12 protein-coding genes and 1 riboswitch are annotated in these 15,368 nt (G+C 37.3%); of the genes, 10 read left to right on the top strand and 2 right to left on the bottom strand.

The annotated features are described in order from the left end of the window. Nucleotide 1: 1 nt before the first annotated feature. The 7 genes from ALLST_RS0103550 to ALLST_RS0103580 all read left to right on the top strand — a co-directional run bounded on the left by ALLST_RS0103550 (nucleotide 2) and on the right by ALLST_RS0103580 (nucleotide 6,725). Nucleotides 2-691: a response regulator transcription factor gene (locus ALLST_RS0103550; protein ID WP_019892688.1), complete on the top strand. Its 690-nt coding sequence runs from the start codon at nucleotides 2-4 to the stop codon at nucleotides 689-691. After that, nucleotides 681-2,348 carry a sensor histidine kinase gene (locus ALLST_RS0103555; protein WP_019892689.1) on the top strand — a complete coding sequence of 556 codons (1,668 nt, stop codon included), beginning with the start codon at nucleotides 681-683 and terminating at the stop codon, nucleotides 2,346-2,348. The genes ALLST_RS0103550 and ALLST_RS0103555 overlap by 11 nt, the downstream gene beginning before the upstream one ends. Before the next feature lie 208 nt (nucleotides 2,349-2,556). After that, nucleotides 2,557-2,655, top strand: a riboswitch (TPP riboswitch). A gap of 57 nt (nucleotides 2,656-2,712) precedes the next feature. Then, a complete protein-coding gene (locus ALLST_RS0103560) occupies nucleotides 2,713-3,477 on the top strand; it encodes an ABC transporter permease (RefSeq protein ID WP_019892691.1) in 765 nt (254 codons plus the stop codon). After that, nucleotides 3,474-4,505, top strand: a complete 1,032-nt coding sequence (locus tag ALLST_RS0103565) for an ABC transporter substrate-binding protein (RefSeq protein WP_019892693.1) — start codon at nucleotides 3,474-3,476, stop codon at nucleotides 4,503-4,505. Before ALLST_RS0103560 ends, ALLST_RS0103565 begins: the two co-directional genes overlap by 4 nt. Continuing rightward, nucleotides 4,502-5,236 (top strand): ABC transporter ATP-binding protein, encoded by a 735-nt coding sequence (locus ALLST_RS0103570; RefSeq protein WP_019892695.1) that lies wholly within the window; start codon nucleotides 4,502-4,504, stop codon nucleotides 5,234-5,236. Before ALLST_RS0103565 ends, ALLST_RS0103570 begins: the two co-directional genes overlap by 4 nt. Beyond that, entirely contained in the window at nucleotides 5,229-5,921 is a 693-nt protein-coding gene (locus ALLST_RS0103575; RefSeq protein ID WP_019892697.1) for a TatD family hydrolase, read from the top strand. Before ALLST_RS0103570 ends, ALLST_RS0103575 begins: the two co-directional genes overlap by 8 nt. A 96-nt stretch (nucleotides 5,922-6,017) precedes the next feature. Continuing rightward, on the top strand, nucleotides 6,018-6,725 hold the full coding sequence (locus tag ALLST_RS0103580; RefSeq protein ID WP_019892698.1) for an alpha/beta fold hydrolase: 708 nt from the start codon (nucleotides 6,018-6,020) through the stop codon (nucleotides 6,723-6,725). 159 nt (nucleotides 6,726-6,884) lie between these two features. On the opposite strand, the gene ALLST_RS0103585 is transcribed toward ALLST_RS0103580, so the two are convergent. Both ALLST_RS0103585 and ALLST_RS0103590 read right to left on the bottom strand, forming a co-directional pair. Then, nucleotides 6,885-7,568 carry a putative ABC transporter permease gene (locus ALLST_RS0103585; RefSeq protein ID WP_019892700.1) on the bottom strand — a complete coding sequence of 228 codons (684 nt, stop codon included), beginning with the start codon at nucleotides 7,566-7,568 and terminating at the stop codon, nucleotides 6,885-6,887. Nucleotides 7,569-7,666: 98 nt separating this feature from the next. Next, complete coding sequence (locus ALLST_RS0103590; protein ID WP_019892701.1) at nucleotides 7,667-11,908, bottom strand: 2-hydroxyacyl-CoA dehydratase; 4,242 nt, start codon at nucleotides 11,906-11,908, stop codon at nucleotides 7,667-7,669. Between the two features lie 351 nt (nucleotides 11,909-12,259). Between ALLST_RS0103590 and ALLST_RS09970 the strand changes: the two genes are divergently transcribed. The 3 genes from ALLST_RS09970 (at nucleotide 12,260) to ALLST_RS0103605 (ending at nucleotide 15,320) form a co-directional block, all read left to right on the top strand. Further along, on the top strand, nucleotides 12,260-12,832 hold the full coding sequence (locus tag ALLST_RS09970; RefSeq protein ID WP_019892702.1) for a 3'-5' exonuclease: 573 nt from the start codon (nucleotides 12,260-12,262) through the stop codon (nucleotides 12,830-12,832). Nucleotides 12,833-13,068: 236 nt separating this feature from the next. After that, nucleotides 13,069-13,581: a hypothetical protein gene (locus ALLST_RS0103600; protein WP_019892703.1), complete on the top strand. Its 513-nt coding sequence runs from the start codon at nucleotides 13,069-13,071 to the stop codon at nucleotides 13,579-13,581. Between the two features lie 197 nt (nucleotides 13,582-13,778). Continuing rightward, nucleotides 13,779-15,320, top strand: a complete 1,542-nt coding sequence (locus ALLST_RS0103605) for a sensor histidine kinase (RefSeq protein WP_019892704.1) — start codon at nucleotides 13,779-13,781, stop codon at nucleotides 15,318-15,320. The last annotated feature ends 48 nt before the right edge of the window (nucleotides 15,321-15,368 follow it).

A 15,368-nucleotide genomic window follows, 5' to 3' on the forward strand; every position in this document is an offset into this window, starting at 1 on the left:
GATGATTTGGTATGTGGAGGATGATCTAAGTATACGTGATATTGGCATGTATGCTTTAAACTCGTCCGGTTTTGACACGAGAGGCTTTGAAGATGGCATCTCGTTTTATGAAACATTAAAAAAAGAGCGAGCGAACAAACCAGACCTCATTATTTTAGATGTCATGCTACCCGGTATGGATGGAATTGAATTATTAAATAAGATGAAAGAATCGATGGAATTTCGTGATATCCCGGTCATTATGGCATCCGCAAAAGGTCAAGAATATGATCGCATCAAAGGATTAGATCTTGGAGCTGATGATTATATTGTTAAACCATTTGGCATGATGGAAATGGTCTCTCGCGTCAAAGCAGTTTTACGCAGAAGCCAACCGCAGAAAGCCTCAAAATTATTGAAGGTCGATACGTTAGTGGTCAATCTTGATGAACACACCGTAACAATTGATGGATCGCGAGTTGCCCTAACATTTAAAGAATATGAACTTCTTTGTATGTTTTTATCACATCCGGGGATGGTCTTTACGCGTGAACAACTGTTTTCAAGTATTTGGAAAATGGACTACATGGGAGATTCAAGAACATTAGATTCCCATATGCGCAGTTTACGCCATAAGATCGGTCGTTATGGCAAGAAAATTGAAACTGTGCGAAATGTAGGCTACCGATGGGAGAGTGAGTATGACCAGTAAAATTTTAAGATCAATTCTTTCTGTTGCAACTGTGGTATTGATTTCCAGTATGCTTGTTGTCACTGGTTTTCTCTATTCTTATTTCGATGGTGTCCAACAAACACAACTCAAAACGGAATTGAATTTAGCAGCAAAGGCAACAGAACAGCTTGGCATAGACTATTTAGAATCACTGAATACGGACCAATACCGCTTAACGTGGGTTGCACCTGATGGAACAGTTATTTTCGATAGTGAAGCAGATCCGGCAACAATGGAAAACCATGCTAATCGTGAAGAAATCATCGAAGCAAGAACTTATGACTTTGGAAGTAGTACCCGTGAGTCTTCCACAATGATGGAACAAACGGTTTATGAAGCCAAAAGTTTAGAAGATGGTAGTGTGTTACGAATTTCGATTAACCGCGCTACAAAGTTAATGCTCATTTTAGGACTCCTTCAACCAATTGGAATTCTTTTAATTGTCGCAATTGCCGTTTCAGCACTATTGGCTAGACGCATGGCCAAACGTGTTGTTGAACCTTTAAATAATTTAAACCTCGAAGAACCTTTAGAAAATGAAGCGTACGAAGAACTTTCACCTCTTCTTCATCGCATTCACTCCCAACAAAATAAAATTGAAGATCAAATGCATATCTTGAAACAAAAACAAGATGAATTTGAACAGATTACAGACAATATGAACGAAGCTTTAGTTCTTCTCGATCGATCTGATCGCATCCTTTCGATCAATCCATCCGCAAGACGTTTATTTGAAGTACAAGAGGATTGTATTGGCCAAGATTTCTTGAGTGTTGATCGTAAACAAAATATACGTGAAGCTTTAGCTCAAACGAAAACAACTGGTCATGCTGACTTCTGCAGCGAGATCCACGGCAAAGATTATCAATTCGATTTATCTCGTATTGAATCTGAAGGAAGATTTTTAGGCACTGTTTTACTCGCATTTGATGTGACGGAACAACTTCATGCCCAAAAGCAACGTCAAGAATTTACCGCAAATGTCTCCCATGAATTAAAAACTCCACTTCAATCCATTATCGGTTCTGCTGAATTAATGGAAAATGGCGTTGTAAAACCAGAAGATGTTCCAAGATTTGTAGGACATATCCGCAAAGAAGCGTCTCGTCTTGTTATTTTGATTGATGATATTATTCGTCTTTCTCAACTCGATGAACAAGCGGACATGCCACATGAAGATGTTAGTTTAAAAGAATTAGCAACTGAAGTTTGCGAAACGTTAAGTGATGCTGCCAAGATCAAAGACGTCGCGCTCAATGTTGAAGGGGATTTAGGAATTATTTATGGTGTTCGTCAATTGTTATATGAAGTGATCTATAACCTTTGTGATAATGCCATCAAATACAATGAAAAAGGTGGAAAAGTGAATATTGCCATCCATCAAACCCCAAATGCTGTTCAACTAAAAATCCAGGATACTGGAATTGGTATTCCTTATGAACATCAAGAAAAAGTCTTTAACCGCTTCTATCGTGTGGATAAAAGCCATTCCAAACAATCTGGAGGAACTGGTTTAGGTCTTTCCATTGTGAAACATGCTGTGCAATATCATCATGGAAAAATTGAATTAGACAGTGAACCGAATGAAGGGACAACGATAACCATTACATTCGATACACAAGTTCATCCACTTTAAACTATTCAATACCGCTAGATTTCGACTTTTAAATAGCCGAGTTTAGCGGTTTTCTTTTTGAAAAAATGTTTTGTTGTGCATTTTTCCTTAGAAAATGAATAGAAAAATCGCATAAAAAAGAAGAAATAAGTTTGAAATCATGAAACGAGATGACTTGCAAAGAGAAATACGATTGGAATTATTTAAATAAGTGATATAGTATGTTTGATAAACATGACAGGGGCGCGAAAGCTGAGATGTGCAAATGCACGGTCCCTTTGAACCTGATCCGGTTAATACCGGCGGAGGGAGTCATATCGATTCAGTAAGTCGACAGGCACCCTTAGTAGGTGTCTGTTTTTTTTTCGTTTAGGAAGGGAAGGGAATGAAGAAAAAAAATCAAAAGTTTCTTTTACCGGCTATAGTTTTTGTGATCTCCGTTGGACTATGGGAATTCTATGTACGGGCATTTGATATTTCTTTATATATTTTGCCTGCACCATCAAAAGTCGTCCAATCCTTAGTAGAAAACTGGGACGTTTTAATGATGCATTCCGCAGTCACTTTAAAAGAGGCATTAATTGGATTAGTGATTAGTGTGATCATTGCTATTGTGATGTCAATCGGCATGGATTTATCGAAAACATTTAAAACGAGCATATATCCGTATTTGATTGTGACTCAAACTGTACCGGTAATGGTCTTAGGACCACTGTTTTCAATTTGGTTTGGCTTTGATTTATTGCCCAAAATTATGATTGTCGTCTTTATGTGCTTTTTCCCGATTGCAATTTCACTTAGCGATGCTTTATCGCAAGTGAATGTGAAACAAATAAACTTGGTGAAAAGCTTTGGTGCGAACTTATTACAAGTGTATTCACTCGTTAAAATTCCCGCTGGCGCAACAGGTTTATTTTCGGGATTAAAAGTAGCCGCAACGTATTGTGTCGGTGGTGCAATCGTTGGTGAATGGCTATCGAGTCAGGCAGGTCTTGGATACTACATGTTACGGGTCAAAAACGGCTATATGCTCGATAAAGTATTCGCCTGTGTATTGATGATCATTTTTTGGAGTATTTTACTCAACCTCATCGTCACCCTACTTGAAAAGATTTGTTTTCCCCATTTAAGAAAGAGAGTAAAGAAATGAAACATTTAAATTGTTCTCGATTTGTAAAAATCGGATGTGCACTTGCTATGACAGTAGGTCTAGTTGGATGTTCTTCTAATCCAACAACAACTTCAACAAGTGAAGGTCAAGAACTGACTACAGTTAAATTGATGTTAGACTACGCACCAAATACAAACCACACCGGTTTATATGTAGCGCAAAACAAAGGTTACTTTGAAGAACAAGGCTTAAAAGTTGAAATCATCGAACCAGGTGATAATGCAACAACTTCTATGGTTGCGGCTGGTAAAGCTGACTTTGGTGTGTCTTACCAAGAAGACGTTACTTATGCTTTAACAAGTGAAGATCCACTACCAATTAAAGCAATTGGTACAATCATTCAACACAACACTTCTGGATTTGTTTCTTTAAAAGCTGCTGGAATCAATTCTGTTAAAGATTTCGAAGGAAAAACTTATGCAGGATGGGGCGCTCCAAGTGAAGAAGCAGTCATTAACGCTGTTATGCAAAAAGACGGTGCCGACTTCAATAAACTGACTCTTGTTGGATCTGATGGTTCTGGTATTCCTGGCTTATCCGAAACAGCTGGAGCAAATAAAGTGAATTTACTTTGGGAATTCTATGGTTGGGCTGTAACAAACGCAACAATGAATGGTTATGAATTAAACTTCATGCCATTAAATGAATTAGACGAACGTTTAGATTACTACACACCATTGCTTATCACAAACAACGACAAAATCGAAAAAGATCCTGAAACAGTTAAAAAATTTATGGCCGCTACGAAAAAAGGTTATGAATTTGCAATTGAAAATCCAAAAGAATCCGCAAAAATTCTCCACGATGTAGCTTTACCTGATACTGATTTAGCTTTCCTTGAAGCTTCTCAAGAATACCTCAGTGCTGAATATGCAAAAGATGCACCATCTTGGGGTGTAATGAAAGATTCTGTATGGAATAACTACACTCAATTCATGTTTGAATATGGATTAATCAACCAAGAAATCGAAGCTTCTAAAATGTACACAAACGAGTTCGTTGAATGAAACTAAGTATCGAAAATTTAAAACTCTCCTTTGATAATCAACTCATATTGAATGACTTGTCCTTTGGAATTCAAGAACAAGAGTTCGTCACGATTCTTGGTCCATCCGGATGTGGAAAATCAACGATCCTCAATATTCTTGCTGGATTAATTGACGATTATTCAGGAACGATCAAAGTAGATGGTCAAAAGATTCAAGGGGTAAGTGAGCATTTTGCGTATATGCCACAAGATGACTTGCTTCTTGAATGGCGCACGATTGTCGAAAATGTAACGCTTTATGGCAAAATCCATCATGACAAAAGTGCAAAACAAAAAGCATTAGCGCAGTTTAAAACATTTGGTTTAGAGGGGTATGAAAATGCCTATCCTTCTTCTTTATCTGGAGGGATGCGCCAAAGGGCAGCATTTTTAAGAACTTCTTTATGCCAAGCGGATATTCTATTATTGGATGAGCCATTTGGGGCACTTGATGTCATTACCCGTAACGATATGCAAGATTGGTTGTTAAATTTACGTAAACAATACAATCGAACAACTTTATTGGTTACGCATGATATTGATGAAGCGCTCTATTTGTCCGATCGAATTTTAGTGCTGTCGAATAAACCTTCAGTCATTTTAAAAGAGATCGATTTATCCAAAGAACAAAAATCTCGTGACTGGCTCTTTAGTCAAAGTGAGATCAAAAAAGAGATCTTTACTTTATTAAGAGGTGAAAACCATGCATGATGCGCACGCCCACTTCTCACAAGAAATTGTAGATTTACAATCACAACATCAGATTCCATCTTTATATAGTGTCGATTCGCCAAAACAGTTGCGAATCATACAAGAACATGGATTGGATTATTCCATCGGTGTTCATCCTTGGAATGCAAGTATTCAGTTTTTAGAAGAGATGATGCCATTATTAGAAAATGCGCAAATCATCGGCGAAATTGGCATGGATAGCGTTTGGTGCGATAATGATTTAAATGTTCAAAAAGAAGTGTTTACTCGTCAAATTGCCTATGCGGCAAGTGCGCATAAACCAGTTGTTTTACATACGAAAGGACAGGAAAAAGAGATTCTCGACATTCTTCGCCAATATCCAAATACGTATTTTGTTCATTGGTATTCTTGCCTCGATTATGTAGATGACTATAATGAAGTAGCTTCTTATTTTAGTGTAGGTCCTTCTATTGGAAAAGATGAAGCTGTCACGCAATTAGTAAAGCGTATACCGATCGAAAAATTGCTTTTAGAATCAGATGGTATTGATGCGATTGAATGGGCAATTCAATCTCGCGATTATCTAGGTGCATTACAGCATACGATCGAAACGATTGCCCAAATTAAATCTTTATCGATTGCTGAAACAGAAATGATCTTAGATCAAAACTTTAAACGTTTGATGCAACAAGCAAATCAATAAACATACGAAAATCCAATCACAATCGTGGTTGGATTTTTTTTAAGCGAAAGAGAAAAATTTGCGATAATACAATCACGAATGATAAGGATATAGAAGATGGATATTGAACTTTATTATCAACAAAAAGGATGTGGACAGCCACTCATTCTTTTGCATGGCAATGGCGAAAATAGCGATTGTTTTCAAGCACAAAACGAAGAGTTCTCAAAATACTTCCATGTGTATGCGATCGATACTCGAGGACATGGCAAAACGTTACGTGGAACCAAACCATTTACGATCCGCCAATTCGCTAAAGATTTAGCCAACTTCATGGATTTACATCACATACCCCAAGCTCATCTTCTTGGATTTTCGGATGGAGGGAATATTGCCATCATCTTTGCTTTGCAATATCCAGAACGGGTATTAAAACTCGTATTAAATGGTGCAAATCTAGATCCAAAAGGGATGAAGCGATCCGTTTTGTGGCCCATTGAAATTGAATATGCCTTCTATAAACGCTTTGCAAAACGAAATGAATCAGCAAAATTAAAAGCGGAAATGCTTGGGCTCATGATCAATGATCCGCATATTCCTGTAGCAGAACTTTCAAAAATTCAACATGAAACATTAGTCATTGCGGGCACGAATGATATGATTCAAAAACAACATACACAATGCATTGCAAATCATATCGCGCATGCGCAATTGGCAATTCTTTCTGGTGATCATTTCATCGCCTACAAACAACCAGAAGCATTTAATCAAAGAGTCCTTGCGTTTTTATTCGATGATCAAAGTCGAATGAATCAGGAAGCATAGAGAAATTGGAGTAATTAGTACAACGCTTGTGGAGAGTAAAACTCATTTTGATGACTTTAGTCTTTCGTATTATTCAATACTTTATAAAATAAGATCAAAAAAGATCTCATCTGCAGATTGAAAGAAATCTTGCATGACGAGATCTTTTTTTGTTTGTATTTAGTTTTCAATTCGATTTTTGAGATCATTTAAGAGCGTTTTAATATCATTGATTGTCAATTCATGATGACGAGACAATAAGCCTGGATTTCGTTTTAAAATCTTTTCTGCTTTGTTCAAAATCTTAATTCTGTTTTCAAGTGGTAAATCGAGGTTTTTCAAAATTGTCTTTAAGTCTAAGGCTTGGATGACCGAGAGAACGACGTCGATCGCAAATAAAACGGCGAGGATAATATCGAGGACAATCAGCTGTGTTGCCGAGAATTGAGCGACAAAACGACTGATTGGAACATCGATGATATTGACTAAGATCAATGAAAATAATCCCCAAACCAATGAGATCGGTAGGGCAATATAGCCTTTGATATTCAAAGGTAAATGGGAATAGTCCCAATAGCGCGCATGGAATAGTTTCTCCATGCCATACCCAACGAGAAATTCAAAGATCGATGCGACAATTGCGCCAAACAAGAAAACAAGAACAAAGTTGTCTTGAACGGGTAGGGTCACAAACAAAATGATCAGTGCTCCAAAGCCATAGATCGGAAGCCAAGGACCGTTTAAAAAACCGCGGTTGATAAACTTTCTTTTTTGAATGGATTTAAATGAAGTCTCCCAAATCCAGCCAAAGAAGCTGTAAATAAAGAAGATAAAAACCCATTGATATACTTTATGGATGTACATAGAATAACCTCATTTCATAGCCAATCTTTTGATTCGCTATGTTCTTTTTTGGTAAGTAAAACTGGATAGATACATTCGGATGTTCTGACTTGAAGAGCCTAGTCTTCTTCAAATTTAAATTCAGTATTTCTCTTTGCGGAAGCAAACATCAACTTAATGCGGTTCAGTTGGTTGACTTCGCTTGCTCCTGGGTCATAGTCGATCGCAACGATATTGCTCGTTGGATATTTTTTCTTGATCGCTTTAATCACCCCTTTACCCGTAATGTGGTTGGGTAAACAAGCGAATGGTTGCATGCAGACGATATTCATACATCCACTTTCAATCAATTCCAACATTTCTCCTGTCAAAAACCAACCCTCACCAGTTTGGTTGCCTAAAGAGATAATTTCACTGGCTTGTTTAGCAATGTGTTCGATTTTGCTTGGCGCAGTAAAACGTTTAGAGGCATTTAGCGCTTTGACGATGTCTTTTCTGAAGAAATCAACGAGATCAATACCCGCTTGCGCAATGGCCGTACTTATATGCCGACCTTCAAAATTGGATTCTTTAAAGTAGGCGTTATAGAAGCAATATAAGAAAAAGTCGACAAGATCAGGCATGACGGCTTCACCGCCTTCTTCTTCAATAATATTAACGATGCCATTGTTGGCTGTAGGGTGGAATTTAACTAAGATTTCTCCCACTAAACCGACTTTTGGTTTTGTAATATCGAATAGTTCTAATTCATCAAATTCATGAACGATTTGATAAACATTTTTCTTAAATTCAAACACGTTAGAACTCTGTATGTTTTGTTTACATAGTTCTACCCATTTTTTATATAAGGCGTTTGCGGATCCTTTTACTTTTTCATAAGGACGGACGCGATATAAAACACGCATCAATAAATCGCCATAAAGTCCCGCCATGACGATACGTTTTGCCAAAGGTAAAGTGATTTTAAATCCAGGATTGCTCTCGATTCCTTTTAAGCTAACCGAGATCACGGGGATGTGTTCGAGATTGGCATCTTTAAGTGCTTTACGAATCAGCGAGATGTAGTTTGTCGCCCGACATCCGCCACCGGTTTGGGTAATGATCAAAGCAACTTTATTGAGATTATATTGACCACTTTTGAGGGCACGCATCAGTTGGCCAACGACTAAAATACATGGATAACAAGCGTCGTTATTGACGTATTTTAATCCTTCTTCGATTGCTTCTTTATCGACGGAAGGCAATACTTCAAAGCGATAACCACTTGCTTTCATCGCTTCTTCCAGGAATTGGAAATGAATCGGCGACATTTGTGGACATAAAATCGTATAGTTTTCTTCTTTCATCTCTTTCGTGAAAATTGGCGGTTGAACGACGGGATCGTCATAGACAATCGGTTTGTTTTTCATTTTTTCCAAAGTGGCTTTTAAAGAACGAATCCGAATACGAATTGCCCCTAAATTAGAGACTTCATCGATTTTGATGAGAGTATAAATTTTATTGTGCGCTTTTAAAATCTCTTGCACTTGATCACTGGTGATCGCATCTAATCCACAACCAAAGGAAGTGAGTTGAACAAGTTCTAAATCTGCTTGGCGGCTGACAAAATGAGCGGCATGATATAGCCGGGAATGATAAGTCCATTGATTGACGACACGCAAGGAAAGATCATCATGATCAAAATGACAAATACTATCTTCACTAAATAGCGCAAATCCTTCACCCGTGATGAGTTGATCGATGCCATGGTTAATTTCGGGATCAATATGATAAGGTCTTCCCGCAAGAACGATGCCCGGAATGTGATGGTCATGAACGTATTCAAGAGCGCGCTTTCCTTGTTCTTGAATGTCTTGATGGTAGGTATCTAATGATTGAAAACCACAATGAATCGCATGTTCAATTGCGTCTTTATCAATGTCGTAATCGGCAAGTGCTTCATGTAAAACGTTGGCCATTGTTTTTGGGTTATTCAATGATAAAAATGGATTCAAAAAAGGAATATATTTTGAATCGGGATGATCTAAATGATCCACATTATTTCGAATTGTTTCCGAATAACCAGCAACGACAGGGCAGTTGTAGTGATTTGCGCTATCTTGATTTTCAACTCGCTCATATAAAATAGCGGGGTAGAAAATGAAGTCGACTTCTTTTTCGATTAAGTCTTCAATATGACCATGAACGAGTTTTGCGGGATAGCAGACGCTTTCACTTGGAATGGATTCCATTCCTTTTTCATAGATCGCCTTTGAAGATTTAGCCGAAAGTACGACATTAAAATGTAAATCACTAAAAAATGCATGCCAAAATGGATAGTTTTCGTACATGTTTAAAGCGCGCGGAATTCCGACTGTCGCTTTGGCATCCGTAAATTGTTGTTGCGGATAATCAAAGACGCGTTTGTATTTGTATTGATACAAATTTGGTAAATCGCGGTTGGCTTTTTGCAAATTTGCTCCTTTTTCGCATCGGTTGCCACTAATGAAATGACGGCCATCATTGAAGGTAATTGTTGTCAATAAACAATGGTTTGTACAACCTTGGCAACGAGACATCTTATTGGTCGATGTGAAATGTAATAGTTGTTCATAAGTTAATACAGTAGAAGGTTGGTTGTCATCTTTTTCTAAAGCGATTAAGGCAATTCCATAAGCCCCCATCAATCCAGAAATATTTGGCCGAATCACTTCAACACCCGTTTCTAATTCGAAAGCACGCAGGACGGCATCGTTATAGAACGTGCCCCCTTGAACAAGGACATGTTGTCCGAGTTGTGTTTTGTTTTTCAGTTTAATCACTTTATATAAAGCGTTTTTAATGATCGAGTAAGAAAGTCCGGCACTAATATCTTCAATTTGTGCTCCCTCTTTTTGCGCTTGTTTCACTTTTGAATTCATAAAGACCGTACAACGGCTGCCTAAATCAAGAGGCGCTTTGGATTGCAGGGCAAGTTGGGCAAAGTCTTCAATTTCATATCCAAGTGAATGGGCAAATGTTTCTAAAAAGGAGCCACATCCCGATGAACAAGCTTCGTTTAAAACTATGTCTTGAATAATTCCATCTTGAATCGACATTGCTTTCATATCTTGGCCACCGATATCGAGAATAAAGCTGACGTCATTGCAAAACTGTTTTGCGGCAGTGAAGTGGGCGATTGTTTCAACTTCACCATAATCCGCTTGAATCGCATGTTGGATTAAGGCTTCTCCATATCCAGTAACCCCGACTTTTTTAATCACACATTGATCTGGTAAAAGGGTATAGATGTACTTCAATTGTTTAATGACTAAATCAAGCGGATTCCCTCGGTTGGAATCATAGAAGGTATACAGGATTGATTTGTCTTGGCCAATACAAACCATTTTTGTGGTTGTACTCCCTACATCAATACCTAAATAAACATCGCCTTGATAGGAATATAAATCGCGTGAAGGAATCAGATCGGCTTGATGTCGTGCTTTAAATTGTTGATAGTCTTGCTCATCTTCAAATAAAGGTTGTAATCGCGATTGTTCAATATTGGATGAAGAAGATAAATGACAAAGCGTTTCGTAAAGATGATCTAAATCAATTGTTGCTTCTTTTTCCTTGGCATATAAACAAGCACCCATTGCGACGTATAATTGGCTATTTTGCGGGAACAAAATTTCATCTTCTTTTAAGTGCAGCGTATCAATAAATCGTTCTCGTAAAGAGTCTAAGAAATACAAAGGTCCACCTAAAAAAGCAATTTTGCCACGAATGGGTTTTCCACAAGCTAATCCACTAATCGTTTGATTGACGATGGCTTGAAAGATCGAAGCGGCAATATCTTCTTTTTTCGCCCCATCGTTAATTAAGGGCTGAATATCACTTTTCGCAAATACACCACATCGTGAGGCAATTGGATAGATGCAAGTATGGTTTTTAGCAAGTTCATTCAAACCTTGCGCATCTGTTTTGAGTAAAGTTGCCATCTGGTCGATAAATGCACCCGTACCCCCAGCACAAGTACCATTCATTCTTTGTTCCAATGTTCCTTGAAGATAGGTGATTTTTGCATCTTCACCACCGAGTTCAATGGCAACATCGCAATCTGGAATATACGTTTCAATTGCTTTTGTACAAGCGATAACTTCTTGGACGAATTCAATATTCAATTGTTTAGAAAGACCTAAGCCGCCTGAACCGGTGATGATCATGCTCAAAGTAATGGGTCCAAGTTTTTCTTTCACTCGTTCAAGCTCCTCTTGAAGAGCTTGGCGAATGTTGGATTGGTGGCGAACATAACTTTGATAAACACATGTATCGTTATGATCCATGATATAGAGTTTTATAGTTGTAGAACCAATGTCTATGCCGGCAAAATAGGGATTCATCTTTCTTCGTTCTCCTTAATGCGATATTAATGTCTGTGAAAATATTTCTTCATATGAAATGAGGTGAATATTATTGTTTTACGGACTGTATATGTCAAATGTAATGAATAAAACGGCTAAAATAAAGCTAAAAGCCCATTAAAACAACAACCGTTTTCAAATAAAGAAAATCAAAAGAAAAATAAAGAACGTATAAAATTCATAAAGATTCATTTCTTATTTGTAGATTATTTAAGCTGGAAAGGATGGAAGGAAATAAGGAAAGACAAAGACGAAACAATAAAAAATAAAACACATGCTGATTTTGGATGTATAAATAGAATAGAAAATACAATAGAAAGTTGGAGATTTATGGCCCGAAAACATTGTCTAAAAAAGATTTTAAACGATTATTGCGTCATCGATACGGAAACGACCGGATTATCTAGTGTAGAGAATGAAATGATCGAAATTGGAATTTTGCGAATTCGTAACGGTAAAATTGTATCGCGCTATAGTCAACTCATTCATCCGCGCCAAGCGATTGATCCATTTATTACAAATCTGACCGGAATTACCAATGAAATGGTTGAACATATGCCTTATATCGACGAAGTCAAATCTATGGTTTTAGATTTCATTGGCAATGATGTGCTTTTAGGTCATAACATCCGTTTTGATATTAATTTTTTGAATGCCGGATTCGACATGGAGATTCAAAACGATTTGATGGATACTTTACAATTTGCCAAGAAACTTTATCCCGAACTAGCCCATCATCGTTTGACGGATTTATCGAATTATTTACATCTTATTTCTAATGAACACCGTGCTTTAGCGGATTGCATGACTACGTATCAATTGTATGAAACGATCAAACAAACAATGAGGGTGAGGCAACTTCAACCTGAAGATTTGTGGGTCTCGCTAAAAAGAAAAAAATAATTGTGAAATGAAATGGGAGAGTTTTGAGAAGATCGGAATGTCATTTCTTAAAGGGGAAATGTCACATTTTTGATGAGATTATCCTCATGTTTCTTACTATTTTGTTAAACATGTTCAAATGGGATGAGGATTTGTTTGTGCGCGTTACAATAAGATGAGTCAAACGATTACGTAAACAGGCATTTACAAATACGAATCTAAACCCAATGCCGATGATCATTAAAGGGGGTAATTGTATGGAAAAAATTTACGAAGATCTGCATCGGATTCTCGATGAAGAACGTCTACTTGATATTTTAAATTTATCCTATTCGGTGATGGACAATAATTACCGAGCATTAAGTGCACAAGCATCAAGCATGCCTAATGTTCACGTCTATCAAGAGTTATTGGACTATTGTCATGAACAAGTCGTGCAATATATTCGTAACTACGATCATTTGATGAATATTCTTTGTCAACCAACGAACATTCAACCAGTCTATTTTTCGATCGTTGAATCCGATGCATTTAAATCACTTTGCACAGAGGAATTCAAAGGATTTCCGCGCATTATCGCCATGGCGATGCTAGCAGGAACAGAAGCAGCGGTAGCCAATTGCACACTGCAAGTATTAGAAGATCAAGATGAACGTATTGTTCGCTATTTAGATGAATTGGTGGATACATATCAAGGCTATTTATTAGATGCCCTTGCTTATGGCAAAGGGGAAAAGAAAAGTGTCTTCTTCACCGACAACAATCTATAGGACAATACAACTTTAAGCTTTTATCTTTGGACGACAAAGCCAAGATAAAAGCTTTTTTTAACGGATTTAAAGAGGATCAAGAAAAAGCAAAGCGCATGAAGCAGTGGAAAGTCTGATGTGTTCTGTTTATCATAAAATCAAGAAAAATGGATGATTTCCATGGGTACGTGTTTAGGATTAGAAATGGAGAAATATGGATGGATCAGAAAAACGAACTTATTTATGAGCGCATAAAAGATAGTATTCTCACCTTGGCCTTAAGTTTATTAGCATTAACGATTGGTTTTGTCTTTGCGCTTATCAATGCCCCAACGGATACAACGGTTGCGATTTATTTTTTGACAGCTATTCTCACAGCAGCATTAACGTCAACGCGATATTACGGATTTTTTACATCTGCAATTTTGACGTTAGGATATAACTTCTTTATTACTGCTCCGAAATTTTCGTTTTCAAAAATTACGCCATATATGCTCATCGTATCAGGATTGATGTTTTTGATGTCGTTAATCTCGTCATCCATTATGTCCCGTGTACGACTTGGAGAACAACTCGCAAGAAGAAGACAAAAAGAAAGCCAAGTTCTTTACCATTTAACGAAAGATCTTTCGACCGCAGAAACGGTGGATGAAGTTGTAGAATTAACCCTCAATAACATTGCGGATGTCTTTAATACAGATTGTCGAATGGTGTTTTTTGATGATGACGGAAAAGTAAAACCGACATTTACATTGATGAAAAATCATACGATTCAAAAAGATGTCCCGATCAATTCGCAACGGGATTATAAAAAATATAAAGAGAAACCACCTAAAGGGTATTACTACAATGAACAGCAAAAACAATATGAGTGGCCCTTTTTTGATCGACATCAAAAAATCCTTGGCAGTATTGCAATTGAAGAAAAACGAGTGGATCACTTTAACGATTTTGACTTCCGCATGATTTATACAATGACGGAAGCGACGGGTATTGTGATTGATAAATTAATGTTGTCTAAAGAACAAGCGCAGGCGCAATTAGAAGTTGAACGCGAGCGTTATCGAACCAATTTATTGCGCTCGATTTCGCATGATTTAAGAACTCCATTAACGGGAATCATTGGGACAAGCGAATTGTTGATGGAATTGCTCGATGAAAATTCTCAAGAATATGAATTAGCATCTTCCATTTATAAAGAAAGTAGTTGGCTTTCGGCCCTTGTTGCCAATGTTCTTTCATTAACACGCCTACAAAATCATTCGATGAATATAAAAAAAGAAGTGATGGTTGTTGAAGATGTGGTGGATTCGGCGATTGAAACGATTTCGTTACGATATCCAGAACGCCAAATTGTCACGGAATATCCGCAAGATGTTTTAACTTGTTTAGTCGATCCAGCTTTGATGAAACAAGTCATTATCAATTTGATCGACAATGCGATTAAATATTCTCCACCTACCGAACCGATTGAAATCATGGTTAATGAAGAGTTCTCCTCACATAACGTATTGATTCAAATTAGTGACCATGGCATGGGTTTAGATCGTCAAGAAAAAATCGATGCGTTTAAAATGTTCTACACCACAAAATCGGATACGGGCGCAAAAGTAAAAGGGGTCGGACTTGGTTTACCAATTTGTCAATCCATTGTGAAATCGCATGATGGATCTCTTGTTGTCAGTGATCGTGAAGATAAAACAAATGGAGCAGTTTTTACGATTTATTTGCCTAAATATGATCAACAAACATCTCTTTAAGACAAGATGTCCGTTATAAGTAGATCCATAAATTGTTTTGTTATACTG

It is taken from the genome of Allobaculum stercoricanis DSM 13633, assembly GCF_000384195.1.
GTDB lineage: Bacteria > Bacillota_I > Bacilli_A > Erysipelotrichales > Erysipelotrichaceae > Allobaculum > Allobaculum stercoricanis.